The 24,408-nt window shown below is 65.7% G+C and carries 23 protein-coding genes and 2 pseudogenes; 17 read left to right on the top strand and 8 right to left on the bottom strand.

Going from position 1 to position 24,408, the window contains the following annotated elements:
* Window positions 1–128: 128 nt before the first annotated feature.
* The 5 genes from ampC to HAV18_RS19420 all read left to right on the top strand — a co-directional run bounded on the left by ampC (window position 129) and on the right by HAV18_RS19420 (window position 6,858).
* Window positions 129–1,298, top strand: coding sequence for a class C beta-lactamase (ampC, locus tag HAV18_RS19440; RefSeq protein ID WP_166958638.1), 1,170 nt, complete (start codon window positions 129–131; stop codon window positions 1,296–1,298).
* A gap of 163 nt (window positions 1,299–1,461) precedes the next feature.
* Window positions 1,462–3,582 carry a hypothetical protein gene (locus HAV18_RS19435; protein ID WP_166958636.1) on the top strand — a complete coding sequence of 707 codons (2,121 nt, stop codon included), beginning with the start codon at window positions 1,462–1,464 and terminating at the stop codon, window positions 3,580–3,582.
* Window positions 3,583–3,594: 12 nt separating this feature from the next.
* On the top strand, window positions 3,595–3,855 hold the full coding sequence (locus tag HAV18_RS19430; protein WP_166958634.1) for a hypothetical protein: 261 nt from the start codon (window positions 3,595–3,597) through the stop codon (window positions 3,853–3,855).
* Between the two features lie 37 nt (window positions 3,856–3,892).
* The gene (locus HAV18_RS19425) at window positions 3,893–6,031 is read left to right on the top strand and encodes a phosphocholine-specific phospholipase C (RefSeq protein ID WP_166958632.1); all 2,139 of its coding nucleotides are present in this window, start codon (window positions 3,893–3,895) and stop codon (window positions 6,029–6,031) included.
* A 140-nt stretch (window positions 6,032–6,171) separates the two neighbouring features.
* On the top strand, window positions 6,172–6,858 hold the full coding sequence (locus tag HAV18_RS19420; protein ID WP_166958630.1) for an HAD family phosphatase: 687 nt from the start codon (window positions 6,172–6,174) through the stop codon (window positions 6,856–6,858).
* A gap of 12 nt (window positions 6,859–6,870) precedes the next feature.
* On the opposite strand, the gene HAV18_RS19415 is transcribed toward HAV18_RS19420, so the two are convergent.
* Window positions 6,871–7,758 carry a LysR substrate-binding domain-containing protein gene (locus HAV18_RS19415; protein ID WP_166958628.1) on the bottom strand — a complete coding sequence of 296 codons (888 nt, stop codon included), beginning with the start codon at window positions 7,756–7,758 and terminating at the stop codon, window positions 6,871–6,873.
* A 121-nt stretch (window positions 7,759–7,879) separates the two neighbouring features.
* Complete coding sequence (locus HAV18_RS19410; RefSeq protein ID WP_166958626.1) at window positions 7,880–8,251, bottom strand: cupin domain-containing protein; 372 nt, start codon at window positions 8,249–8,251, stop codon at window positions 7,880–7,882.
* Between the two features lie 243 nt (window positions 8,252–8,494).
* On the opposite strand from HAV18_RS19410, the gene HAV18_RS19405 reads away from it, so the two are divergent.
* On the top strand, window positions 8,495–9,157 hold the full coding sequence (locus HAV18_RS19405; protein ID WP_166958624.1) for an ankyrin repeat domain-containing protein: 663 nt from the start codon (window positions 8,495–8,497) through the stop codon (window positions 9,155–9,157).
* Between the two features lie 36 nt (window positions 9,158–9,193).
* On the opposite strand, the gene shc is transcribed toward HAV18_RS19405, so the two are convergent.
* Window positions 9,194–11,257: a squalene--hopene cyclase gene (gene shc, locus HAV18_RS19400; protein ID WP_166958622.1), complete on the bottom strand. Its 2,064-nt coding sequence runs from the start codon at window positions 11,255–11,257 to the stop codon at window positions 9,194–9,196.
* Between the two features lie 53 nt (window positions 11,258–11,310).
* On the opposite strand from shc, the gene HAV18_RS19395 reads away from it, so the two are divergent.
* Window positions 11,311–12,012, top strand: a complete 702-nt coding sequence (locus HAV18_RS19395) for a TetR/AcrR family transcriptional regulator (protein ID WP_166958620.1) — start codon at window positions 11,311–11,313, stop codon at window positions 12,010–12,012.
* A gap of 57 nt (window positions 12,013–12,069) precedes the next feature.
* Here HAV18_RS19395 and HAV18_RS19390 read toward each other — a convergent pair whose 3' ends face one another.
* On the bottom strand, window positions 12,070–13,263 hold the full coding sequence (locus HAV18_RS19390; protein WP_166958618.1) for a PDZ domain-containing protein: 1,194 nt from the start codon (window positions 13,261–13,263) through the stop codon (window positions 12,070–12,072).
* Window positions 13,264–13,281: 18 nt separating this feature from the next.
* Here HAV18_RS19390 and HAV18_RS19385 point away from each other — a divergent pair, with 18 nt between their 5' ends.
* From HAV18_RS19385 to HAV18_RS19365, 5 genes are all read left to right on the top strand, one after another.
* Window positions 13,282–13,827: an ATP-binding protein gene (locus tag HAV18_RS19385; protein WP_166958616.1), complete on the top strand. Its 546-nt coding sequence runs from the start codon at window positions 13,282–13,284 to the stop codon at window positions 13,825–13,827.
* 492 nt (window positions 13,828–14,319) lie between these two features.
* Window positions 14,320–14,607 (top strand): cupin domain-containing protein, encoded by a 288-nt coding sequence (locus HAV18_RS19380; protein WP_166958614.1) that lies wholly within the window; start codon window positions 14,320–14,322, stop codon window positions 14,605–14,607.
* Between the two features lie 82 nt (window positions 14,608–14,689).
* On the top strand, window positions 14,690–15,019 hold the full coding sequence (locus HAV18_RS19375) for a DHCW motif cupin fold protein (protein WP_166958612.1): 330 nt from the start codon (window positions 14,690–14,692) through the stop codon (window positions 15,017–15,019).
* Between the two features lie 97 nt (window positions 15,020–15,116).
* Window positions 15,117–15,554 carry a VOC family protein gene (locus tag HAV18_RS19370; protein WP_166958610.1) on the top strand — a complete coding sequence of 146 codons (438 nt, stop codon included), beginning with the start codon at window positions 15,117–15,119 and terminating at the stop codon, window positions 15,552–15,554.
* A gap of 32 nt (window positions 15,555–15,586) precedes the next feature.
* A complete protein-coding gene (locus HAV18_RS19365) occupies window positions 15,587–16,135 on the top strand; it encodes a glutathione peroxidase (protein WP_166958608.1) in 549 nt (182 codons plus the stop codon).
* A 140-nt stretch (window positions 16,136–16,275) separates the two neighbouring features.
* Here HAV18_RS19365 and HAV18_RS19360 read toward each other — a convergent pair.
* Window positions 16,276–16,580, bottom strand: a pseudogene (locus HAV18_RS19360) (MetQ/NlpA family ABC transporter substrate-binding protein); the annotation flags it as partial.
* A gap of 95 nt (window positions 16,581–16,675) precedes the next feature.
* Entirely contained in the window at window positions 16,676–17,275 is a 600-nt protein-coding gene (locus tag HAV18_RS19355; RefSeq protein WP_243771704.1) for a hypothetical protein, read from the bottom strand.
* 424 nt (window positions 17,276–17,699) lie between these two features.
* Between HAV18_RS19355 and HAV18_RS40290 the strand changes: the two genes are divergently transcribed.
* Both HAV18_RS40290 and HAV18_RS19345 read left to right on the top strand, forming a co-directional pair.
* Window positions 17,700–19,682: an SPFH domain-containing protein gene (locus HAV18_RS40290; RefSeq protein WP_166958606.1), complete on the top strand. Its 1,983-nt coding sequence runs from the start codon at window positions 17,700–17,702 to the stop codon at window positions 19,680–19,682.
* 326 nt (window positions 19,683–20,008) lie between these two features.
* Window positions 20,009–20,150, top strand: a pseudogene (locus HAV18_RS19345) (transposase); the annotation flags it as partial.
* 59 nt (window positions 20,151–20,209) lie between these two features.
* On the opposite strand, the gene HAV18_RS19340 reads toward HAV18_RS19345, so the two are convergent.
* Window positions 20,210–20,806 carry a flavin reductase family protein gene (locus HAV18_RS19340; protein WP_208102021.1) on the bottom strand — a complete coding sequence of 199 codons (597 nt, stop codon included), beginning with the start codon at window positions 20,804–20,806 and terminating at the stop codon, window positions 20,210–20,212.
* A gap of 83 nt (window positions 20,807–20,889) precedes the next feature.
* Between HAV18_RS19340 and HAV18_RS19335 the strand changes: the two genes are divergently transcribed.
* Both HAV18_RS19335 and HAV18_RS19330 read left to right on the top strand, forming a co-directional pair.
* A complete protein-coding gene (locus tag HAV18_RS19335) occupies window positions 20,890–21,612 on the top strand; it encodes a sulfite exporter TauE/SafE family protein (RefSeq protein WP_166958604.1) in 723 nt (240 codons plus the stop codon).
* Window positions 21,609–22,196: a DUF6886 family protein gene (locus tag HAV18_RS19330; protein WP_166958602.1), complete on the top strand. Its 588-nt coding sequence runs from the start codon at window positions 21,609–21,611 to the stop codon at window positions 22,194–22,196. Before HAV18_RS19335 ends, HAV18_RS19330 begins: the two co-directional genes overlap by 4 nt.
* Window positions 22,197–22,299: 103 nt before the next feature.
* Here HAV18_RS19330 and HAV18_RS40185 read toward each other — a convergent pair whose 3' ends face one another.
* Entirely contained in the window at window positions 22,300–22,785 is a 486-nt protein-coding gene (locus HAV18_RS40185) for a DapH/DapD/GlmU-related protein (protein WP_279573926.1), read from the bottom strand.
* On the opposite strand from HAV18_RS40185, the gene HAV18_RS19320 reads away from it, so the two are divergent.
* Entirely contained in the window at window positions 22,774–24,339 is a 1,566-nt protein-coding gene (locus tag HAV18_RS19320; RefSeq protein WP_166958600.1) for a methyl-accepting chemotaxis protein, read from the top strand. The two genes, HAV18_RS40185 and HAV18_RS19320, sit on opposite strands and share 12 nt — an antisense overlap.
* Window positions 24,340–24,408 lie beyond the last annotated feature (69 nt).

Genomic DNA, 24,408 nt, shown 5'->3' with positions numbered 1-24,408 from the left:
AACGTCGATTGTTGACGGACAGCTTACAGCGGATAGTCCTGCTTCGGCAGGCCGGCCGCTGCGATTTCCGCAGGGCGCGGCCGGATCTGTTGTCCACGCAACCATCAGAAATCGAAGGAACCGCAACCATGCGATTCAACGCGACACGCTTCGCCGCGACCCTGTTCGTCGCCGTGTGCGCCACTGCCACGGCCGGCCGCGCGGCCGCCGTCACCCAGGACGACCTTCACGACACCGTGACCCGCCACATCGCGCCGCTGATGAAGCAGTACGCGATTCCCGGCATGGCCATCGGCATCGTCGCCGACGGCAAGCCCTACGTGTTCGACTACGGCGTGATGTCGACGCAAACCGGCAAGCCCGTCACCGGCGACACGCTGTTCGAAATCGGCTCCGTCAGCAAGACGCTGACCGCGACGCTGGCGGCCGACGCGCAGGAGGGCGGCGAACTGTCGCTTGCCGACCCGGCCGGCAAGTACCTGCCCGCGCTGCAGGGCAAGCCGTTCGGCGTCGTGACGCTGCTCAATCTCGGCACGCATACGCCCGGGGGCATGCCGCTGCAGGTGCCGGACAACATCCGCAACGACGCGGACCTGATCCGCTATCTCGACGCGTGGCGGCCCGCCTATGCGCCGGGCACGTATCGCACGTATTCGAACGTCGCGATCGGGATGCTCGGGTGGCTCACCGCGAAGGCGATGCACAAGGATTTCGCGGCGCTGATGGAGCAGCGGCTCTTTCCCGCGCTCGGGATGACGCACACGTACATCAACGTGCCCGACGCGCGGCAGGCCGACTATGCACAGGGCTATACGCAGGACGGCAAGCCGATCCGGATGACGGGCGGCATGCTGTGGCAGCCGGCGTACGGCGTGCGGACCACGGCGGCGGATCTGCTGCGCTTCGTGCAGGCGAACATGGGGCTGATCGACACCGCGCCGCGCCTGCAGCGCGCGCTCGAACGCACGCACACCGGCTATTTCCGCGCAGGGCCGCTGACGCAGGACCTGATCTGGGAGCAGTATCCGTATCCGGTCGCGCTGCCGACGCTGCTCGAGGGCAACTCGATGAAGATGCTGCGCGACGGGGTGCAGGCCACCGCGATCAAGCCGCCGCTCGCGCCGAGCGCGGATACGTGGATCAACAAGACGGGCTCGACCAACGGCTTCAGTACCTATGTGGCGTTCGTTCCCTCGAAGCGGATCGCGATCGTGATGCTCGCGAACCGCAGCTATCCGAACGAGGACCGCGTGAAGGCCGCGTACGGGATCCTCGAGGCGCTCGACGGCCGGCGGTAACGTTTACGCCGGCGGGCCGGTCGTTCCACCTGGCCGGCTCCCCCCAAAAAAGCTGATACCTGTATCGGCGCGCTTCTGCAAAACGAAATACGCGCATCGCATCCCCTGAGCAGAATCCGGGCAGATCTCCGGGCGTGTCCGGATAGTCCAGTCAGGGGGAAACATGCGGAAGACCACTCTCGCGCAACTGCTGTGCGGGCTGACCTTGGTCGGCGCGCTCGGCGCGTGCGGCGGCAACATGGATGGCACGGGCGGTGCGGCCGGGCCGTCGGCGAATGCGGCCGGCGGCTCCGGCGGCACCGATAACGGCAAGGGCAACGGCGGCAACCCGCCGGGCCAGCAGGTCGCGAACCGCGCGCTCGTGATCGAGCTCGACGGCGTCACGTATGCGGCGCTCGCGGCCGGCATTGCGGGCGGCACGCTGCCGAATCTCGCGAAGCTGCACGTCGCGCCCGCGTACAGCGGCGGCGTCAACGGCCTGCTGTCGCAGCAGCCGAACCTCGACACGCCGAGCTGGGCCACGCTGCTCACCGGCGCGTGGGGCAATCGTCACCAGGTGCTGTCCGACGCACCGAACCAGGCGTTGCAGGCGCCGACCGCCTTCGACACGCTGAAGACCGCGAACGCGGGCCTGCTCGGCGCGGCCGTCGGGTCGCCGGCGCTCGCGTCGCTGCTGACGGCCGGGCGCAACGCGGGCAGCCTCGACACGCTCGCGAACTGCGCGGCGGTCGACAGCTGCGTCACGCAGCAAGGCGCCACGATGATCCAGCAGGGCTACTCGCTGGTCGTCGCGCAGTACCACTCGGCGCAGGACGCGGCGCTGAACTACGGCCTCGGCGCATCGGCGTATGCGAACACGCTTCAGCAGCTCGACGCGGCCGTCGGCGCGCTCGTCGCCGAAACCGCGAAGCGCAACAAGGAGAACTGGCTGGTCGTCGTCACCGGCGGCCACGGCCTGAACGCGGCGGGCGGCAGCGACGGGCTGCCGCTCTTGCCCGAATCGACGACCTTCGTCGCGATGAACCAGGCCGACAACGGGCGGCTGGGCAGCGCCGCGCAGCCGGCATCGCTGGCCGACCTGCACACGCGCGCCAGCATCGCGGACGTCGCGCCGACCGTGCTCGCGCAACTCGGCGCGCTGCCGGCTCCGTCCGCGTATGAAATGGACGGCGGCGAACTGATCGGTGCGCAGCCGGTGTCCCAACTCGCCGGCGCGGCCAGCGCCGACGGCCACAGCGTCGTGCTGACGTGGGCCGCGCCCGCGAGCGGCGCGATCGCGGTGTACCGCGCGGGCCAGCAGATCGCGACGCTGCCGGCCGGCACGACGACCTACACCGACAGCAATCTCGGCCTGACCGCGGCCGGCACCTACAGCTTCGACTACGTGGTGACGGCGGGCGCCGCGCCGCTCGGCAGCATCGCGCGGATCGCGTACGTGCCGCCGCCGCCCCCGCCGCCGCCGCTCGCGACGACCCTGAAGAACGGCCTCGCGTCGTACTACCCGTTCGGCGCGCTGCCGGCCGTCGATGCGTTGAACGCGAGCACGATGGGCTCGTTCTCGGCCGCCGCGAACGGCGGCTCGCTGACCGCCGATCCGTTCGGCGGGCAGGCGCTGCAGGTGACGACGCAGACCGTCGACACGAACGGCTACGACGGCTACAAGCTGGTGCAGAACGCCGACATTGCGACGCAGGCGCAGTTCACCATCGGCATGTGGCTGAAGACGCCGTGTACCGACGTGGTCGGCTTCGGCACGCCGGTGTTCGCGAACAAGAACTGGCAGAGCGGCAAGAACGCGGGCATTGCGATCGGGCTGTTCCCGCAGGCGTCGGGCGCGCCGTCGGGCACGTGCAACATCCAGTACAACGCGGGCGACGGCACCAACCGCAACGACCTGAAGACGATGAGCGTGAGCGCGAACCAATGGGTGTACGCGGCGTTCGTGATCGACACCGTCGGCAAGACGATGACGGCCTACACGTTCGACCCGGTGCTCGGCGAGCAGAAGCAGAGCACGCCGCTGACGGTGTCGGCGGCCGCGCTGCCGGGCCTCGGCACGAAGACCTTCGGCGTGAACGAGGACGGCACGGGCCAGTACCACATGCTCGCGTGCGGCTATCCGGCCAGCCATTACAGCGGCGGCTACACGGTCAACGCGTGCACGACGGTGAAGCCGAACGTCGAGAGCTTCTCCGACGTCGCGATGTGGAACCGCGTCGTGACTGAAACCGAACTGCAGTCGGTCGCGGGCTCGGGCAAGCCGCTGTCGACGATCCTTCACTGACGGAGTGCCGACATGAACCTCACTGACCTGCGCCGCGTGCGCGTCGCGCTCGCCGCCTGCGTGCTGAGCGCGCTGGTTGCCGGATGCGGCGGCGACGATTCGGGCGGCACGGCCGCCAGCGCCGCGAAGGCGAATGCCGCGCCGGCCGGCGCCGGCGGCGCGAGCGCGCCGGTGCCGATCGTCGCGCTGCCGGGCGCCGGCCCGTGCGCCGCGTCGGGCACGGCCGCGCTGCCGTCGCCGTTGCTGAACTCGCAGCTGCGCTGCGCGCCGTGACGCGCGCGCCTTTCCGGAACGACCTTCCTTCCCGATCATGACTTCCATCGACCGCCGCTCGTTTCTCCGTGCCGCCGCTGCCGGCACGGCCTTCTCGATGTTCCCGCCGGCGATCCGGCGTGCGCTCGCGATTCCCGCCAACAACCAGACGGGCACGATCAACGACGTCCAGCACGTCGTGATCTTCATGCAGGAAAACCGCTCGTTCGACCATTACTTCGGCACGATGCCCGGCGTGCGCGGCTTCGGCGATCGGCTGACGATCCCGCAGCCGGGCGGCACGCCCGTGTGGCAGCAGAACGACGGCAAGCGTCCGGTGCTGCCGTTCTACCTCGACAGCACGAAGGGCAATGCGCTGCTCGTCGGCGGCGCGCACTCGTGGACCGATTCGCATTCGGCGTGGGACAACGGCCGGATGACCGCATGGCCCGCGTCGAAGGGCGATGCGTCGATGGGCTACCTGCGCCAGTCCGACCTGCCGTTTCACTTCGCGCTCGCGAATGCGTTTACCGTCTGCGACGCGTACCACTGCTCGCTGCACGGCGGCACGAACTCGAACCGGATCTTCCTGTGGACCGGCACGAACGGCCCGACCGGCTCGAACACGGCCGTCGTGAACAACGACGGCTGGGACGGCCTGGGTTCGTCGAAGACGGGCCTCACGTGGACGACCTACCCGGAGCGCCTGCAGGCGTCGGGCGTGAGCTGGAAGGTCTACCAGAACATGCCGGACAACTACACCGACAACCCGCTCGCGGGCTTCGCGACGTTCCGCAAGGTCAACGAAACCGTGCCGGGCTCGCCGAACGCGCCGTACACGCCTGCGATGGAGGCGCTGTCGCCGCTGTACAAGGGGATCGGCAACACGATGCCCGATGGCGGCTTCCTGCAGTCGCTCGCCGACGACATCGCGGCGAACCGGATGCCGCAGGTGAGCTGGATCGTGTCGCCGACCGCGTACTGCGAGCACCCGGGCGCGTCGACGCCGGGGCAGGGCGCGTACTACCTGCAGCGCCTGCTCGACACGCTGACTGCGAATCCGGACGTGTGGAGCAAGACCGTGCTGTTCGTGAACTACGACGAGAACGACGGCTTCTTCGATCACATGCCGCCGCCGAACCCGCCGTCGCGCAACACGGACGGCACGTATGCGGGCAAGTCGACCGTGACCACGCAGTACGAGTACTTCACGCTGCCGAACCCGCCCGGCGATTCGTCGCCGCTCGCGCCGGACGGCCGCCCGTACGGGCCCGGCCCGCGCGTGCCGATGTTCGTCGTGTCGCCGTGGAGCACGGGCGGCTGGGTCAACTCGGAAGTGTTCGACCATACGTCGGTGCTGCGCTTTCTGGAGCAGCGCTTCGGCGTGCAGGAGCCGAACATCAGCCCGTGGCGCCGCGCGGTGTGCGGCGACATGACGTCGGCGTTCAATTTCAGGAACCCGAACGGCAACCCGACGACGTCGCTGCCGGCGCCGACCAAGGCCGCGGCCGATGCGCAGCACGTGCAGCAGGCGCTGATGGGCGCGGTGCCCGTGCCGCCGGTCGCGTCGCAGCAGATGCCGGTGCAGCCGCAGGGCACGCGGCCCTCACGTGCGTTGCCATACGAGCTGCATACGAGCGCGAGCGCCGATGTATCGGGCGGGCTGCTGTGGCTCACCTTCAGCAACACGGGTACGGTCGGCGCGGTGTTCCATGTGTACGACAAGCTGCATCTCGATCGCGCGCCGCGCCGCTATACGGTCGAAGCGGGCAAGCAGCTGTCGGATTCGTGGCGCGCGGTGGCCGACGATGCCGGCAACTACGACCTGTGGGTGCTCGGGCCGAACGGCTTCCTGCGCGAATTCCAGGGCAACGTCGCGCAGGCCGCGAGTGGCCCCGTGCCGGAAATCCGCGTGTGCTACGACCCGGCGAACGATGCCGTGTACCTGACGATCATGAACGTCGGCAACGCGGCGAGCCAGGTCACGGTCACGTCGAACGCGTACCGCACCGACGGCCCGTGGAGCTACGCGGTGCCGGCCGGGATGCAGGTCGAGCCGTACTGGACGCTCGCCGCGTCGAACGGCTGGTACGACTTCACGCTGGCGGCCGAGAACGGCCTCGTGCGCCGCTTCGCGGGCCGCGTCGAGACCGGCAAGGACAGCATCAGCGATCCGGCGATGGGCGTGTCCAGCTGACGGACGCCGGCCGTGCGGCCGGCGTCGCATCACCGGGTGCCGCCGGCGCGCCGACCCGCGCCGGCGGCTTTTGTGCGCGGCTTCGCGTGGGCGAGGCCGCGCGTTTTTCATTCCTTCCTGTTCACACGACGCTTCATTCGATGACGCAACTCGCGCTTTTCGATCTCGACCTCACCCTCATTCCGTTCGACAGCGACCAGGCCTGGGGCCGTTTCATGGTCGAGCACGGCCTCGTCGACGCGGCCGAATTCGACCGCATCGACGCGGCATTTTCAGCCGGCTATGCGGCCGGCACGCTCGACATCCATGCGCACCTGTGCGACATGCTCGCGCCGCTCGCACGATACTCGCGCGAACGGCTCGCGCACTGGCACGCGTGCTTCATGGCCGACGTCGTGCGGCCCGCGATTTCGCCGGCCGCGCTCGAGCTCGTGCGCCATCATCGCGCGCGCGGCGACCTGTGCTGCGTCGTCACCGCGACGAACGCTTTCATCACGCGGCCGATCGCGCGCGCGTTCGGCATCGACGCGCTGATCGCCTGCGAGCTGGAGACCGTCGACGGACGGCCCGAGTCGCGCTATACGGGCCGCCCGGCCGGCGTGCCGAGCTATCGCGAAGGGAAGATCGTGCGCACCGACGCATGGCTCGCGTCGCTCGGCCTCGCGTGGACGGATTTCGAACGCAGCTGGTTCTACAGCGATTCGCACAACGACGTGCCGTTGCTCGAGAAGGTGACCGATGCGGTCGCGACCAATCCGGATGAACGCTTGCGCACGGTGGCGATGCAGCGAGGCTGGCAGATCGTCGACCTGTTCGAAACGGCGTGAACGTGCGCGTCGTTATGCGCGCGCCGGCGTGCGTTCGTCGCGGCGTTCGACGTTGGCCATGAACGCGGTAATCAGCCGCGTACCGGCGCGCGCGTCGAGGTAATACAGGTATTCGTGCATCGGCGGCAGATCGTCGGCGAGCGCGATCGCGCGCAGCTCCGGATGCGCGCCGACCTCGCCGCGCGGCATCAGCGTGCAGCCCATGTCGTGCCGCACGGCTTCGCGGATCGCTTCGCGGCTGCCGAGCTCGATCGCGTTCGCGGGCACGTCGATGCCCGCGTGCTTCAGCACGTGCTCCATCAGCGCACGTGTGCGCGAGCCGGCCTCGCGCAGCAGCAGCGTCTCGCGGGCCAGCGTCGCGAGCGCGATCGAGTCACGCGCGGCGAGCGGATGCGAGCGGTGCACGACCAGCACCAGTGGATCGTTCGCGATCGTATGCCGGACGAAACGCGGATCGTCGTCGCGCTGCGACGACACGGCGACGTCGACACGAAAATCGACGAGCGCATCGAGCACCTGTTGCGAGTTGCCGATCTCGATGCTGATCTTCACGGCCGGATACTGGCGGCGGAATGCGGCGATCGCCGGCAGGATGTAGAACGGGCCGGTCGTGCCGACCCGCAGGTTGCCCGTGTGCAGTTCGCGCTCGTTGCGCAGCGCGAAATCGATGTCGTTCTCCATCTGCAGCATCTGGCCGATCATCGGCATCAGCGCTGCGCCGGCGTCGCTGAGATCGAGACGGTTGCCGCGGCGATGGAACAGCTCGACGCCGTAGTGGCGTTCGAGCTGCTGGATGCGCGACGTGATCGTCGGCTGGCTCACGTCGAGGCGCTTCGCGGCCGCGGTCACGCTCCCTTGACGGGCGGTTTCGTAGAAGGCGGCGAGAAGCAGGGCAAGCATGGCGACACACGGGACGAGACGAGCGGAACTTACCGGCCGCGTGTGTCAATGCCGTGTCATCGGCGTGGATGTGCGTGGCAAATTGGGGCGCGATGTTGCATCAGTCGCGCCCGTTCGCCGCTCATTCGGGCGGCTGCTCGTCGTATGCGACGAAGATCTTCCGCGTGCGTTCGACGACTTCCCACGTGCCGCGAAAGCCCGGTGGAATCACGAAACGATGGCCGGTGCGCAGGGTCTTCCGGTTTCCTTCGAGGTCGGTGATCACCGACGTGCCTTCGAGGATCTCGCAGTATTCCGCTTCGGTGTACGCGACGTGCCAGCAGCCGGGCGTGCTTTCCCAGATGCCGGTCGAGAAACGGCCGCACGGGCTCGCGAAGCCGGGCGTGAGCGTTTGCAGCGGGTCGCCGGCAATCAGTTTCTCGGGAGAAACGCGGTACTGCGTCGGCTCGCCGCTCGGGGCAAACGCGTCGGTGATGGAGGAAACGTCGATCATGATGGGCATGCTTCGTCGGGTTGGATGGAGTGGGGCGCCTGTGGCGCGCCCGTGCGAGGCGATCGCGATGGGTGGCCTCGCGTCCGACATCATCGCAGATCGGCGGGGCGGCGCGGGCAGTGGCCGGATGTGGAGCCGGGGAATCCCGACTCGAAGCAGCGCCGCATGATCGCGCCGCCGCGACGAACGCTTATGATGAGCGGTCAATGCGGTCACGCAAACGCGACTGACGAGGAGATTCGATTGAGCATCGCATGGGACGGCATCACGGGCGCCGACATGCTCGGCGACGCGCAGGTCGCGACCCGGCACGCACTCGCCGACGCGGCAAGGAACCGCGACTGGGCGACGATGCTCGACCTCGTGGCGAAGGAGCCCGCGCTCGTCAACGCGACGCGGCTCGGCGGTACGTCGCTTTATGCGCCGCTGCATCAGGCGGCTTACGGCGGCGCGCCGAAAGTGGTCGTCGCCGAGCTGTTGCAGCTCGGCGCATGGCGGATGCTGCGCGATGCGCAACGCGAGCGCGCGGTCGATATCGCCGCGCGGCGCGGGCATCGGCATCTGGTCGATGTGCTGACGCCGCAGCCGCGACGCTTCGTGCCCGACGCTACGCTGCTCGCCATTCAGCGCCATTTCCACGAGATGATTCTCGGCCGCATCGCACACCTGCGTGTCGACGCGCTGCGCCTGCCCGAACTCGAACCGCTGCTCGAACTCGACGCGCAGGCCGAACGCATGTGGTTCGCGGTGCCGGGCATGTACGGTGGATTCGACTATGCGCTGCGCACGGACGGCGATGCGGCCATGCTCGTGTCCGCGAGCTGGAGCCGGGTGGTCGGCGGCTCGGGGCAGCGGCACGAGATCACCGCGAACGGCTGCACGCTGGTCGAAGAGGGGTTTGTCTGACGCGCTCGCCGCGCATGGCAGCGAGCGCGTCGTCCGTCAAACGACGGCCGTATCGGCTGCGGTCACAGCAGTCGTAGCGGCCGCCTCGCGTGCCGTCGAGCCGGTCGATGCCGCTGCGCCCGCCAGCCGCCGATAACGCGCGAGCGCCCACAGCGGGAAGTACGCGGTATAGCCGTGATACTTCAGGTAGAAGATGCGCGGGAAGCCGGGTGCATTGTGCGAACGATGCCACCAGAAACCGTCCTCCTGCTGCACGGACTGCAGATACGCGATGCCGCGCTTCACCGAATCGGATTCGCAGTCGCCGAACGCCATCTGCGCGAGCAGCGCCCACGCGGTGAAGTTCGACGTGCTCTCGCCGCCATTGGTGCCGGCGAGCTTCGCGTCGATATAGCTGTCGTTCGTTTCGCCCCAGCCGCCATCCGCATGCTGTTTTGAACGCAGCCATTCGATCGCGCGTGCGATATACGGCTGCGACTTGTCCTCGCCGGCGAGCGCGAGGCCGGCCAGCACGCTCCACGTCCCGTAGATGTAGTTCGTGCCCCAGCGGCCCCACCAGCTGCCGTCGGGCTGCTGCGTGCGCTTCACGTACTCGATGCAGCGCGCGACCGACGTGCGTTCGTCCGCGCGTTTCGTCACGCCGAAGCACAGCAGCACGCGGCCCGACACGTCCTCGGTCGGCGGATCGAGCAGCGCGCCGTGATCGGCGAACGGGATCGCGTTCAGGTACATGCGGTCGCAGTCGGCGTCGAAGGCCGCGAAGCCGCCGTTGCGCGATTGCAGCCCGCGCATCCAGTCGAGCGCGCGCGCGACGCGCGGCGCATACGGGTTCGTGCCGTCCGCGTTGCAATGCGTGCGGCCGCGGCGATCGAGCATCGCGGTGACGACTGCCGTGTCGTCGATGTCGGGGTAGTACGGGTTCGCGTACTGAAACGCCCACCCGCCCGGCTGGACGTCGGCCGGCGCGTTCTCGATCCAGTCGCCGCGCAGGTCGTTCACCTGGCGTTCGGCCAGCCAGTCGTACGCACGCGCGATGCGTTCGTCGAGTGCGCGCCGCGCGTCGTCCGGCGCGCCGTCTTCCGGCACCGCCACGCCGCGCGCCTGCTCGAGCGCCATCGTGCTCCACGCGGTATCCCACACCGGCGACAGGCAGGGCTGGCAATACATGCTGCCGTCCTGCCGCGTGACCAGCAGCTTTTCCAGCGCGTTTTCGCAATCGCGCCGCAGCGGATGATCGTCCGGGTAGCCGAGCACCTGCATCATCTGGTAGCTGTAGACGATCGGCGGGAAGATCCCGCCGAGCCCGTCCTCGCCGTTCATGCGCTCCGCGCACCACGCCTCGGCGTGGCGGATCGCGCGCTGCCGCAGGCCCTTCGGCATCAGCGGCTCGACGTGACGCACCGTGCGGTCGAGCGCGAGGAACAGCTTGCGCATGCCGCGCGCGGGCGGGAAGTACTGACGTTCTTCTTCCGGCGGTGTGACGAACAGCTCGCGGATCGAGATGTTGCGCGGATTACGGGCGCGCGCCTTCAGCGAGCACAGCACGAGCAGCGGCACCATCGTCGTGCGCGCCCAGTACGCGACCTTGTACATCGAGATCGGCACCCACTTCGGGAACAGCACGAATTCGATCGGCATGAACGGCGCCGCGCGCCACGGCACCTGGCCGAACGTCGCGAGCAGGATGCGGGTGAACACGTTCGAGCGTGCCGCGCCGCCGAGCTTCAGGATCGCGTCGCGCGCGCGGACCATGTGCGGCGCATGTTCGCTGTCGCCGGCCGCCTTCAGCGCGAAGTACGCCTTCACGCTGCACGACACGTCCGGATCGCCGTCGACGTACAGCGACCAGCCGCCGTGCGTGTCGAGCCGCTGGTTCGCACGCAGGTAGCGCGCCATCCTCTCCTGGCGGAGGTCGTCGATCTTGTCCATGAAATGCATCATCAGGATGTATTCCGCGGTGATCGTCGCGTCGGATTCGAGTTCGAAACACCAGCTGCCGTCGGGCTGCTGGAGACGCACGAGGGCGTCGCGTCCACGGGCGATGGCGGTGTCGAGCGCGGACCAGGGGGAAGGGGCGGGTTTATTCATGCGGCGGATCATACCATCCAGCTGGAATGTTTATATCGAGACGCCCGGGTGCTACCATCCGCTCCATGAAAAAACACCTCGAACCCGCGCCGCACGATGTGCCCGCGCCTGCCGAACCGGCTGCGGAGGCCGGTGCGCGGGCGCCTGAAGCATCGGCGGCGCCGGCCGTCGTCACCGCCGGCGTGCGTCGCAAAAAAGCGCCGGATCAGGTGCGCGCGCAGTTGCTGGCGGCTGCATCGGAAATCGCGACACATCACGGCGTGGCCGCGTTGACGCTCGATGCGGTGGCCGAGCGCGCCGGCGTGACGAAAGGCGCGCTGCAGTATCACTTCGCGAACAAGCAGGGGCTGCTGGATGCGCTGTTCGGCCAGGCGACCGAGCGGTTCACCGCGCAGATGGCTGCGCGGGTGGCGGCGGATGCCGGCGGTGCAGGTGCGGCGGCGCGGGCCTACATGCACGCGGTGCTCGACGAGTCGCAGCCGGTCGCGAGTACCGATGTGCTGCGTGTGCTGGTCGCGTCGATGATGACCGACCAGGACACGCGCGAACGATGGTCGGTGCCGATGCGGGAATGGACGCGGCCCGACCCCGTGCCGCTCGAGCAGGCCGCGACGCTGATGATCTGCCGGCTCGCCGCCGACGGGCTATGGATTTCGCAGCTGCTCGACAGCGTCGAGATATCCGCCGAATTGCGCGCGGAGATTGGCCGGCAACTCGACGCCATGAGCCATGGCGCGTTTCCGAAGGGGCGTGACGGGGCTGCGTGAGCCCTGCATCGCGGCACCCGGCCGCGATGGCGCCGCGACCCGGCGCCGGCGGCACTCTTAGAACTGCGCCTGCAGCGTGACTTCCCTGGCGTCGCGCCAGACCGTCAGCGGCACCACCGTGCCCTTGGCGGTCGCATGCACGGCGTCGGCCAGGTCGGCCATCTGCTTGAGCGGGCGATCGCCGAACCGGATCAGCACATCGTAGTTCTTCAGGCCGGCCCGATCGGCGACGGTGCCGGGCAGCACACCGAGGATCTGCATCGCGCTGCTGGGGACCTTCATCCCCTCCTGTATCCCTTCGTCCAGATCGACAAAATGCACGCCGAAGCCCATCGGCCGGCCCTTCAGTTCCTCCGGCACCAGACGGCGGTCGTTCGGAATGCCGGCGAGAAAGCGCGACAGGTACGCGGCCGGAATCCGGATCCTGAAGCCCTTGTCGACCGCGTTGTAGTCCGAGAGGGTGAGCACGAGGTCGGTCCCGCTGATCTCGTAGGTCTTCAGGTAGAGGCGGTCCAGCATGATGAAGACGCCGCCGTTGACGGGCCAGGCCTTGGCGCCGTCGGCCGCCGTGTTCCAGTATGCGGTGTCGGCGTAGCCGCCACCGTTCAGCGTCGGAATCACGACCGGGATTTTCGGCTGCCGGTAGTGGGTGCCGTATTTCCCGTAATCGCGCACGGTATTGAAATTCCACTTCTGCGTCGTATGGAAGGCGACGGCCAGCCCCAGTACGGAATCGACGCCTTGCGGCGACTGGACGAGCGTCAATTGCGCGTCGACGATGCCCTGGTCAGCCGATAAGCCGGAATCGGTGACGGTCAGTGCGGGGGAATCGTAGCGGGTGTAATCCGGGAAACGCTCGGACAGCCACGTATAGACAGGCGGCGCGGCCTTTTCCTGCGCCTGTGCCGCTTGCGCGGCCAATAACGACGTCGCCAGCACGGCGGCAAATACAAAACCACGTTTCATCTCGGAATGCCCTCTTTTATCTGTTATCTGAATGGAGGTGGCGTGGAGCCGCCACGGAATTCCATCGTTGTTTTCCGGCAAGCGTATCAGTTTTAAGCCTGCAGGTTGAAGTATGCCGCTTCCAATCCGCTTGCTCATGATCGGGTAGTTGATTATTCTGATGCGCATGACCCATTCGCAAACCCGTTCGATTATTCGCGCCGCAATGTTGCCGGCGGGATAACGATCGACTGAATGGATATCGTCACAACCCGCCCGGAAGGCGGGTTTTTGCTTTCTGGGCATTCGATGGAGAGCCTGGAAATGCAGACAGGGAAGTCACTTCACGCGACGGCATCGAACGATGCCGTGTTGCTCCACATGGTATGCGGCAAGATCGCGTCCGGAAAATCGACGCTCGTCGCGCGGCTCGCGAGTGCCGGGCCGGTCGTTTCGATCAGCGAAGACGTGTGGCTCGCGCATCTCTATCCGGGCGAGATTCTGTCGATCGATGACTATGTCCGGTGTGCAACGCGCTTCCGGGATGTACTGGCCGATCACGCCCGCGCGTTGCTGCAGGCCGGCGTATCCGTGGTGCTCGACCTGCCGTTCAACACCGTCGCTGCGCGTGCATGGGGGCTTGCCGTAGCGCAGGCGGCCGATTGTGATCATCGACTGCATTACCTCGACGTCAGCGATGCGGTCTGCAAGGCACGGCTGCGCGCGCGCAATGCGCGCGGCGACCATCCGTTCCAGGCGTCGGACGCCGAGTTCGAACGGATCACGCGGTACTTCGTCGCGCCGGCAGCGACGGAAGGGTTGAACATCGTGGCTTATGACGAAGACGGCGCCGTCAGGCGGGGTTCGTAGAGGTGCGGTGGCGTGGAGGACATGGAATATCTGTCCGACACGCTCGATCTGCCGGTGTCGAACGAAGTTGGCTTGTGACGCGCCGCCGTCGCAGTCGCAGTCGTCCGGCACTTGCAATCGACGGTCTCGGCGTTCGCGTTGCGCGGTCGCTCGATGCCGGACACGCACGAGCCGCCGATTGCGTGACGTGATGGGCGCGGGATTGACTGCGCGTGCCCCGGCCGCATTCGCGTCGGGGCAAGACGGCGGGTTGCCGAAGCAGCCGTTCGGACATTCGCGATCGGTTGGGTTGCATCATCGGCGACAACAGATGTGCGGGAAAACGGCAACGATCTGAATGTGTCGAAGGAGGCGCTTCGTCTTTAGAATGGCCGTCGGGAACATCGGGCGTGGCAAGACGTCCTTACATCCGGCCGGCGGCGTACACCAACCGGCGAAAGTGCGGTTGCCGCCATCGTCGGCCAGCCTGCTTGATATTTTGGGAGACATCCGATGCAGCACCGTCCGAAAGCCGTTCCGACGCAGCAGGTTGCGAACGAGCGCGTGATCGTCACCGAATGGCGATTCGCGCCCGGTGCCGAGACCGGCTGGCATGTCCATCAGCACGACTATGTCGTCGTGCCGCAAACGGACGGACAGCTTCTTCTCGAAACCGCGCAAGGCAATCGCGAATCGCAGTTGCACGCCGGGTGCAGCTATGCGGGGCTGAAGGGCGTCGAGCACAACGTCGTCAATGCGTCCGGCCACGAAGTGGTGTTCGTGGAAGTGGAGATTCGTTGAGGCGCACGCTAAAAGGTGCGCGAATACCTTGCCGCGTCGAGCCGGACAGGCCGACTGCCGGGTCGCATCAGGGAGATGAATGATGAAAATGACCGACATCCCGTTTGGCACGACCGACTGGCGCACCGTGGAACCGACCGAGCACCGCGGAGAACATGGGATTGCGCGCTGGCGCACGCTGCAATTCGGCGATATCCGGGTGCGGCAGGTTGAATATTCGGCCGGCTACGCGGCCGATCACTGGTGCGTCAAAGGCCACATCCTGTATTGCCTCGAAGGCGAGTTGCTGACGGAGCTCGACGACGGGCGGCAGTTCACGCTTCGGCCGGGCATGAGCTACCAGGTGGCCGACCACGCGGAGGCGCATCGATCGTCCACCCGAGCGGGCGCGAAACTGTTCATCGTCGATTGAACCGGGGGCGTTCTGGCGGCCGGCCGTAGCCTGCCCTTTGCAGGCTGCAGAAGCGGGAGGACAATACCGGCGGAAATCGCTTCGGAGGCTCCCTGACATGGCCGGATTTCAGCCCGACGGATGGCACACCGTCACGCCCCGCATCGTCGTGCCGGATCCGGAAAACCTGATCGAATTCTTGCGATCCGTGTTTCACGCACAGGGCGCGTTCCGTCCCGGGTTGCCCGCGGAAATCCGGATCGGCGATTCCGTCGTGATGATCAGCGGCGAAGACGGCCTGCGCGATCCGATGCCTGCGTTTCTGTATGTCTATGTCGAGGATGCCGATCTGACCTATCGGCGGGCGCTCGCGGCTCAAGCGATTCCGCTCGAGGCCCCGGCCGACATGCCGTATGGTGACAGGCGGGCGATGGTGAAAGACAAGTGGGGGAATACATGGCAGATCGCTACGCATCAGCGCGATCTCTCGGGTGACTTTGCTGACGACGTGCGAGATTCCCGAAGGAACGCGATACACGGCGATTCCGGTAGTTGACCCGTCGATTCAATCCATTGAAGGATGCAGACATGAGCGCGATTTACGATATTCCCGTCACCGCCATCGACGGTGCACAAACCACGCTGCGGTCCTACGCAGGCAAAGTGCTGCTGGTGGTGAACGTGGCGTCCAAATGCGGGCTGACGCCGCAATACGAAGGTCTCGAAACGCTCTACGAGGACAAGCGCGCCGACGGCCTCGAAGTGCTGGCGTTCCCCGCCAACGACTTCAAGGGCCAGGAACCGGGCACCGATGCCGAAATCCAATCCTTTTGCACCGGGACCTTCGGCGTGAAGTTTCCGTTGTTCTCGAAAATCTCCGTGGTCGGCGACGACAAGCATCCGCTCTATCGCTCGCTCACACAGGCGCAGCCGCAGGCGGCCGGCGACGGCCCGTTCCGTGCCCGCCTCGAAGGCTACGGCATTCAGCCGAATCCGGCGCCCGACGTGCTGTGGAACTTCGAGAAGTTTCTCGTGAGCCGGACGGGTGAAGTGGTCGCGCGCTTCTCGCCCGACACAGCCGCGGACGACCCGAAGCTCGTCGCCGCGATCGATGCGGAGCTTGCCAGGGCCGCGTAAGCCCGGCGCGCGTCAGGCGTCCCCCGCGCGTGGCGGATCGGTGAGCGGGTTCGGCGCGGAGCCGCCTCGCGCGACGCACCGCGCCGCCCCGTTCGCGGTCACGGTCACGGCTGCGGCGCCCCTTGCCATGCCGGCAGTGCCTAGCCGTGATAGATGCTGATGATCTTCGCCGCCACGTTCGGTTGCTGATAGCTGTCGACGAGGGCGCGCACCATGGAGGAGCGTCCGCATCCTTCGCATTGACGGCAAGCACGTTGCGATACGGGTTGCCGGCCACCTTCTCCTGCGCGATGCGTTCCTGCGGAATGCGGATGCCGGTCTTGATCGCCCGGTCCGAATTGATGACGGCCGCATCGAGACCGTCGATCGCGCGCCCGATGATGCCCGTATCGGGCTCGCGAATCTGGATGTGCTTCGGATTGCGATCGATGTCGCGATCCGCCGGACGGAGCGTGATCGCGGCGGCGGTTTCCCGTTCCTCGCCTTTGACAAGTTGCCGGCCTTCGGTCAGGCCGACAGATCTTTAACGCCCTGTTGATGTCAGAGGACGCCGTTCAGGATTCCACGCGGCTCGCATGTTCCCCGCCTCGTCTTCGTGACCAGCTTGAACCCCTTGGTGACCATGCACGCTTCGAACATGCGGTTGTCGGGTCGCGGGACAAGAGGATTGTGATGCTGATAGTCGGGTATATAGGTACACCGCATGCACGCGTCTACCCAGGGCAATTCGGAAGATGTCCATGTTCCGGCAGCGGTGGCGCGTTGCTCGAACCGATCGCACGTCATGCCAGGCTCCCGGATATAGGGAGCGGCAGCGGCGCAGGCGCGATCGGCATCGGCCTGGCTCATGTTCCTGAAACGCTCGTTCGAGCGATCCTGGCAGATTTCGACATAGCTCGCGACACATTGCTCTTGCAGCGCCGAGCGACACTGGCCCCGCGCCTGCTCGACCCCCAGGCGGTGGGCCGCCAACGTATCGGGCTGCCAGTCAACGTACGTTCCGATGCCTTCCTCGTAAGTCTCGAAGGGGCCGCATAGGTGCAGCGCCGCGCATCCGGAAAGAAATGAAAACGACACGCACAGGATCAACAGCACGATACGACGCAAGTGCATGGGGTACGCATTCCACAGGCCGTGCATGGGCGCTCCCGGTTTGCGAAGCATGGATGTCATTTCGCCGGCCGACGCCGGTGGCGGGCGAAGCTGTCGTGAATTCATGACGGTGCACGGCGAGATTCAGGTAATGAAAGGCACTTCCCCGTCCCGGGGCCGGGACGGAAGTCGCGAATCGGCATCAATATGCCATGATGCAGTGACAATCGTTCATCAACGCCATCTGGACGGAAGACCTGTCCGTTGTTACCGTAGGAATCGATCTCGCCAGGCCTCTCTTTGCCCGCGACGATGTCGAGGTTGCCGCACGCTACGAGTGCGGTCGCGCGTCCGAACAAGCGTTTCACGCCGCGGAAATCGAAGCCGTGCGGGATGGTTTTGAAAGGTTGTGAATTGACGAGATGCCGTGCGCTGCGATCACTTGCTCCTTGCCCACTTGAGACCATAAGCCGTGAACATTTTAGATCTTGCGGCCCACGCCGCGATTGTCTTGATTCCGATCCTTGTCCTCGCCATCGTTGTTCGCACGGCTGGCGTGGTCCGGTACGTGTCGAACTCGGATGCCGCTGTCGTCGAGCGAATCTGGAGCGCCAGGGGCTCGCTCACCAGCGGCGTCATCGCATTGAATGGAGAGGCCGGGTTGCTACCGGATCTGCTGCGTGGCGGGATTCACATTTTCAGGCCGTATTCGTATCGACTCCACCACCAGCCAATTCCGGTCGTACCGAACAATGAACTCGGCTATGTATTTGCGCGAAGCGGCGTACAGTTGCCGCCCTCCCAGGCACTGGCGTCCAACGAGACGGCCAACCAGTTCGAGGACGTGCGGGCATTTCTCGAGGCCGGAGGCCAGAAAGGTCTGCAGCGTCTCGTCCTGCGCGGCGGTGTCCACCCGATCAACCTTGCACAGTTCGCGATTCTGACGAAAAGCAAGGTATACGCGCTGAACCTCGACAAGGAAGAAACCGCGATGCTCGCGGAGGCGCACAAGAGCCTGCTCGACATCAACGGCTACGATCCCGTCGTGATCGACGGCGCCCGTGATGAAATCGGTATTGTCACGGTGCTTGATGGCCCGCCCAGCGGCGAGCTGGTGCAGCCCGCCGTCGGCACGGATTCCAGCAACGTCGGGACGTTTCACCACGCGTTTCAGGCCCCCGACGCATTTATCCGTGCCGGTGGCTTCAAGGGGCGTCAGTACCAGGTGCTGGTCGACGGTTCGTACTACATCAACCGCATGTTCGCGACGGTCGAACTGATCTCCAAGCTCGTGATTCCGGTCGGGAAAGTCGGCGTCATCGTGTCCAACTTCGGCAGGGGTGAAACGCCAGGTCAGGCCGGTGCCACGGACGACGTGAACGACAAGCCGCTGAAGCATGGCCGGCTCGTCGGTGACGATGCGAAAGGGGTGCGTCGCAATTCGCTGCCGCCGGGCAAGTATCCGTTCAACCCCTACGCCGGACAGGTGACGCTGGTACCGACCACCAATACCATCCTGCTGTGGCAAAAGGGCGAGACATCCGAGCACAACCTGGACGCGAGGCTGAAGGAGGTCCGCTTGATTACGCTCGATGCATTCGAACCGGATCTGCCGCTGTCCGTCGTCCTGCACGTTGATCCGCAGAAGGCCTCGTCGGTCGTGCAACGGTTTGGCAACCTGGATCAACTGGTGAATCAGACGCTCGATCCACTTGTGTCTTCATATTTCAAGAACGTCGCACAAGGCAAGACCGCGACGTCGCTCGTGCACGACCGCATGACGATTCAGAACGAAGCGAAGGAGCATCTGACCGTCGAGTTCGCGAAGTACGATCTCGAACTGGTCGACGTCGTGCTCGGTACGCCGACCGGGTCCAGTATCGAACCTGTCCTGGAACAGATGCGGGCCAGCCAGATCGCGAAAGAACAGGTCAAGGCATACGAAGATCAGAAGCTGTCCGCTGCAAAGCTGCGCGAGTTGAATGAAGAACAGGCGCGAGCCCAGCAGCAAAGCCACCTGACTCAATCGAGCATCGAAATCGAAATCGCCGAAAACAACGGCCAGGCCGAGGTGCGGCGCGCAAACCGCGAAGCGGAGAAGATCAAGGCGCTCGCGCAGGCCAACGCCGAAGCCGCGAAGCTGCAAGGTCAGGGCGAAGGCGAACGGCTGGCAAGCATTGGCCGAGGTGAAGCGGAAGCCACCCGTGCACGATTCGAGGCCGCCGGCGGTGCCGATTATGGCTTGACGCTTGCTGCTTTCGAGCGCGTAGCCGACGCCGTCAGGGAGGCCAAGCTGCCGATCGTCCCCAGCACGTTGATCACCAGTTCCGGTACCGGCGGGAATGCGTTGTTGCAACTGTTCGAGTTGCTGGTTGCCCAGAAGCTTACGTCACCGACCTCCGGCGCAACGACGCCCGGGGGCGGCGCCGTGCAGCGTGCTGACGGGCACGCCTGACCGGAGCCCGCGCGCCTTCCGCGAGCAGTCGAACGCGGTTTGTCGGGCGTTCGGTCGCGAGACTTGCCATTCAACCCAAAGGCCTGGCCGCGATGCCGGGCCTTTGCTCTTTTTCGCCGCACTCGAGATGCGCCGCCCATGCAGTTTTCGCGGTATTGCTCGTTGACGGCCATGCAGAAGTCTCTCGACGCGACCGCAATACGTCGCAAACAGGCCGGGCGGCCTGATCCTGCCAGGGAAACCGGGCATCACGCGCAATCAGTTTCCGCTCAGTGCGGCGCTTCGATCCAGGTCTTGTTTTTTGCGTCGAAGGCGTGTCGCGACACGCACGGTATCGCAAACGTAAATGGATCGTCGAACCGCCCAACGGTTGAATTAAGGCGCACCCTGCGCTTCAGGCAATTCAGCATGCGTGGTTTGGCGAAGGTGCAAGCCGAATTCAAACTCGTCTGCATGGCATTGAAAGTATGCGATCCATCCATGACGCCCCTCAGAGTCAAGGAGCATCTCGGTGAGGCAACGCTGAGCTATGCTCTGAAATTTTTCCCCAGATGTTGTCCAAGCGAGAAATACTGGCGGAAGACGTAGTACAGCGGATGCCATCGATCGAGTTGGATTCGATCCGAGAGGGTAAGCAGTTCGGTATGGACATGGATGCGCAGCGCCTGCACCTCGACGGCGATCAAAGCATCTGCTTCCTTGCCAATCGGATGAACGCGAACCACACCTGCTTCGATCTGGATCGGGCATTCAGCGGCTCGCATTGGAGCAACACATTCACTCGCTTTCGCAGTGAGGCCTGCGCGCTTGAACTTGTCGCGTTCGAACCTGTAGCCCATTTTCCTCTTCGCGTCAGGCATGGCTTCTGCCCCGGAAGTTGCTGCGATGGCCTCGACGTTCGACCACAACGACGCATCCGGCAAATTGAGTACCAACTCTCTGCATCGTTTCAGATTGCGACAGCATTGACCTGTTTCGCTCAGGCCGATCAGTAACGTATCGGACAGTGCCCAATAGGATGAGATCGGGCTAAGATTCGTGGTTCCGTCTGGACTCAGGCTGGAAACGAGGGCAACAGGCGTGCCGAAGTACAAAACAGGAAGGCTGATGCTGCGGGTTTCCATGATATTCGGAGAGAAATTTCGACACTCCATTTTCACCGTGATCGGGACCACTTCGTTTCAGTGCTGCATGAAACGTCAATGACATGACCTACCTCTTCGTGCTGCTGGTCGGGCTCGTTGCCGGTGCGCTGAGCGGTGTCGTCGGCGCGGGGTCGTCGATCCTGCTCCTGCCGGTACTCGTGTTCCAGTTCGGCCCGCAGCAGGCCGTGCCGATCATGGCGATTGCGGCGCTGATGTCGAACGTCGCGAAGGTGTTGTCCTGGTGGCGCGAGATCGACTGGCGCGCATTCGCCGCGTGGTCGGTTCCGGGCGTACCGGCGGCGGCACTGGGCGCGCGCACGCTGCTGATCTTGCCGCCGCAGGTGGTGGACGTCGCGCTGGGTGTGTTTTTCCTCGCGATGATCCCGGGGCGGCGCTGGCTCCACGCGCGGCAGTTCCGGATTCGGTTATGGCAGTTCGCGCTGGCGGGCGCAGTCGTCGGGTTCCTGACGGGGATCGTGCTTTCAACAGGGCCGCTGAGCGTACCGGCCTTCACCGCGTACGGATTGGCAAAGGGCGCGTTCCTGTCGACAGAGGCGGCCAGCTCGCTGGCCCTGATGGTCAGCAAGATCGTGACGTTCAAGCAGCTCGGCGCGTTGCCGCTGCCGTCCATCGTTCGCGGGCTGATCATCGGCACGTCGGTGATGATCGGGGCTTTCGTCGGCAAGGCGGTCGTTCGGCGCATGAGCGTGCATGCGTTCCATCATGTGCTGGACGCGGTCATGCTGTGTTCGGGGTTGTCTCTCTTGTGGGCCGCCGCGACATGACAAGCCGTCTCTTCCATTTCAGCGACGATTCGACCATCGCGGAATTTCATCCGAGGCCGGTGCGTGTTGCGGTTGAGCGCCCGGCCGGGCAGGAATGGTTGAATGGGCCACTGGTATGGTCGACGGACGAGGCGCACGAACTGCTGTACCTGTTTCCCCGCGAGTGTCCGCGCATTGTCGTCTGGCCGACGCCGTCAACGAGCATCGAGGATCGGGCCGCATGGTTCGGCGGAACGGCGTTTCGTGCGATCGCTCATATCGAGCGCGCGTGGCTCGACCGCGTCAGGACAGCCCGCATCTATCGCTACCGTCTGCCGGCCGAATCGTTCGAGGCTATCGATGATGTCGGGATGCATGTCTCGCGTACGCCGGTTGTTCCCACGCAGGTCGACGTGCTGGATGACCTGATGGGCGAACTGGCGTCGAGGGATATCGCGTTGCGGGTCGTGGACAGGCTCACGCCATTGAAAGGCGTCTGGCAAACGACGCTGCATGCCAGCGGCATCCGATTGCGAAATGCGCAGGACTGGGGGAAACCGGGGTGGACCCACTCGAGGCCAGGGAGGACGATTACCGTTACGTAGCGGCGGCAACGGTCGACCCTGGATTCCGGTGCGGTTGGTGTGGCGGGTGCATCAAAAGGTGCGAGAGAGCGGACAGCACTTCTCGAATCGCTTTTCTTCGGCCTCAGTCGTTGTTGTGCAAGCTCGCGTTCAGGCCGCCCCATCGCGACGCATCGGTTGGCAAGACCTCGACAGCGTCGGTTTGACTGTTCCGGCGAAATAGCAGGCCGGACTGACCGGACAGTTGTCGTGCCGCGACGATGCTGCCATCCGGCATCTTCACCTTCGTTTCGGCGGTGACGTAAAGCCCTGCCTCGACAATGCACTCGTCGCCAAGGGAAATGCCGATGCCGGCGTTCGCGCCGAGCAGGCTGCGCTCGCCGATCGAATTCCGGTTCTTGCCGCCGCCCGCCGCCGCAAGACCGACACCTGTCGCAATCGTCAAGATTCGCGTCGCTTGCAGATAAAACCTCCCCGTTTCTCCCGCCGTTAACCCGTTCGCAGCCCATGCGCCGCGTGTTGCGATGCGCCGCGCGTCTTTCGTGATCCGGAGTCCACATCCGCCGCTGGCCGCGCCCGGCCGGCGCAAGGGAACGTCATGCGAAAACAACTCACTATCCGTGGTGGTCTCGTCGCGACCATTGCCGGCTATACCGTGCTGCTCGTGCTGGTGGTCGGCGCATGCATCGCGGCCCTCTATATGGGCAACGCTTCGCTCGAGGCGATGTACCGCGACGACACCGCGTCGCTGCTGCACCTGAAGACCAGCTCCGAGCGCATGCTCGTGCTGCGCGAACGCATGAGCGACGTCGCGCAGGTCATCAGCGCCGGCCGGTCGGCCAGGGAAGAGGTCGCGAAAGTCCACGCACTCCTCAAGCAGAGCAATGACGAACTGGACGCCTACGCGCGCCTGCACGCGCGCAACGCCGACGAGCAGGCACTTTTCGATACGCTGCAGAATCGCCGTCGGGCCCTGCTCGACGGCGTGTTCCTGAAGGCGCTCGCGCAACTCGACGGCGATGACGCGTTCGGCTTCCTCGACACGCAACGCACCGCGCCGCCCGCGCTGTTCGCCGCCTACCAGGAGGCGATCGATGCGCTCGAATCGTTCCAGGTTGCGCGTGAAAAGGCGCGCTACGAGACGGCCAGTGTGCATTTCCACCGGATCGTGGGGGGGATGGTCGCGGTCGCGGTGTTCGCCCTCGTCGTCGGCTTCTTCGCGCAGCGCATGCTCGCGAAGGCGATCATCGAGCCGATCGGGCTCGCGGTCGACCAGTTCGAAAAGATCTCGAAGGGCGACCTGACCGGCACGGTCGTCGTGCCCGGCGAGAACGAGATGGCTTATCTGCTGCATGCGCTGAAGCGGATGCAGGACGGCCTCGTCGACACCGTGCACCAGGTGCGCGCGAGTACGGAGACGATCGTCGGCGACGTCCGCACGATCGCGAGCGGCAACGTCGACTTGTCGGCGCGCACCGAGCAGCAGGCCGTATCGCTGCAACAGGCAGCGGCGAGCGTCGAGCAACTGACGGCGGCCGTGCGCCAGAACGCGGACAACGCGCGCGATGCCCGCACCTACGTCGAGGGCGCGGCTGGCATCGCGTCGCGCGGCGGCGAGGCGATGCAGCGCGTCGTCGAGACGATGTCGGCGATATCGCACAGCTCCGCGAAGATCTCCGGCATCGTCGCCGTGATCGAGAGCATCGCGTTCCAGACCAACATCCTTGCCTTGAACGCTGCCGTCGAAGCCGCGCGCGCAGGCGAGCAAGGGCGCGGCTTCGCGGTCGTCGCGACGGAAGTGCGCGGACTCGCGCAGCGCTGCGCGTCGGCGGCGAAGGAAATCCGCGAGCTGATCGGCCATTCCGCGCAGCGCGTCGAGGACGGCAGCGGTCTCGTCGCCCTGGCCGGCTCGGCGATGGCCGAGCTCGTCGCCGCGGTCGAGCGCGTCAATACGATCATGAGCGACACGAGCAACGCGTTCGAAGAGCAATCGTCGGGCATCGAGCAGGTGAATGCCGCGGTCATCCAGATCGAGCAGACGATGCAGCGCAATGCCGCGCTGGTCGAGGAGGCCGCGGCCGCGGCGCTGTCGCTCGACGAACAAGGCGCGCGGCTGAGTGCGGCGGTCGCGCAGTTCCGTCTGCGTGACGAGGCGCTCGCGTGACGCACCAAGGCGGGCGGCCGGCACCGGACCGTCGGACCGCGCCCGCGTCCGACGTGGTGCGGACGTCGT

The organism is Burkholderia sp. D-99, from assembly GCF_011605345.1.
Classification (GTDB): Bacteria; Pseudomonadota; Gammaproteobacteria; order Burkholderiales; family Burkholderiaceae; genus Burkholderia.
Note: the sequence above shows the minus strand (reverse complement) of the source record. Positions and strands in the feature narration are given on the sequence as shown.

Bases quoted from the DNA above. Each gene is read 5' to 3' on its own strand.
- ampC (WP_166958638.1), top strand. From the start codon at position 129: ATGCGATTCAACGCGACACGCTTCGCCGCGACCCTGTTCGTCGCCGTG.
- HAV18_RS19435 (WP_166958636.1), top strand. From the start codon at position 1,462: ATGCGGAAGACCACTCTCGCGCAACTGCTGTGCGGGCTGACCTTGGTC.
- HAV18_RS19430 (WP_166958634.1), top strand. From the start codon at position 3,595: ATGAACCTCACTGACCTGCGCCGCGTGCGCGTCGCGCTCGCCGCCTGC.
- HAV18_RS19425 (WP_166958632.1), top strand. From the start codon at position 3,893: ATGACTTCCATCGACCGCCGCTCGTTTCTCCGTGCCGCCGCTGCCGGC.
- HAV18_RS19420 (WP_166958630.1), top strand. From the start codon at position 6,172: ATGACGCAACTCGCGCTTTTCGATCTCGACCTCACCCTCATTCCGTTC.
- HAV18_RS19415 (WP_166958628.1), bottom strand. From the start codon at position 7,758: ATGCTTGCCCTGCTTCTCGCCGCCTTCTACGAAACCGCCCGTCAAGGG.
- HAV18_RS19410 (WP_166958626.1), bottom strand. From the start codon at position 8,251: ATGATCGACGTTTCCTCCATCACCGACGCGTTTGCCCCGAGCGGCGAG.
- shc (WP_166958622.1), bottom strand. From the start codon at position 11,257: ATGATCCGCCGCATGAATAAACCCGCCCCTTCCCCCTGGTCCGCGCTC.
- HAV18_RS19395 (WP_166958620.1), top strand. From the start codon at position 11,311: ATGAAAAAACACCTCGAACCCGCGCCGCACGATGTGCCCGCGCCTGCC.
- HAV18_RS19390 (WP_166958618.1), bottom strand. From the start codon at position 13,263: ATGCCCAGAAAGCAAAAACCCGCCTTCCGGGCGGGTTGTGACGATATC.
- HAV18_RS19385 (WP_166958616.1), top strand. From the start codon at position 13,282: ATGCAGACAGGGAAGTCACTTCACGCGACGGCATCGAACGATGCCGTG.
- HAV18_RS19380 (WP_166958614.1), top strand. From the start codon at position 14,320: ATGCAGCACCGTCCGAAAGCCGTTCCGACGCAGCAGGTTGCGAACGAG.
- HAV18_RS19375 (WP_166958612.1), top strand. From the start codon at position 14,690: ATGAAAATGACCGACATCCCGTTTGGCACGACCGACTGGCGCACCGTG.
- HAV18_RS19370 (WP_166958610.1), top strand. From the start codon at position 15,117: ATGGCCGGATTTCAGCCCGACGGATGGCACACCGTCACGCCCCGCATC.
- HAV18_RS19365 (WP_166958608.1), top strand. From the start codon at position 15,587: ATGAGCGCGATTTACGATATTCCCGTCACCGCCATCGACGGTGCACAA.
- HAV18_RS19355 (WP_243771704.1), bottom strand. From the start codon at position 17,275: ATGCACGGCCTGTGGAATGCGTACCCCATGCACTTGCGTCGTATCGTG.
- HAV18_RS19340 (WP_208102021.1), bottom strand. From the start codon at position 20,806: ATGGAAACCCGCAGCATCAGCCTTCCTGTTTTGTACTTCGGCACGCCT.
- HAV18_RS19335 (WP_166958604.1), top strand. From the start codon at position 20,890: ATGACCTACCTCTTCGTGCTGCTGGTCGGGCTCGTTGCCGGTGCGCTG.
- HAV18_RS19330 (WP_166958602.1), top strand. From the start codon at position 21,609: ATGACAAGCCGTCTCTTCCATTTCAGCGACGATTCGACCATCGCGGAA.
- HAV18_RS19320 (WP_166958600.1), top strand. From the start codon at position 22,774: ATGCGAAAACAACTCACTATCCGTGGTGGTCTCGTCGCGACCATTGCC.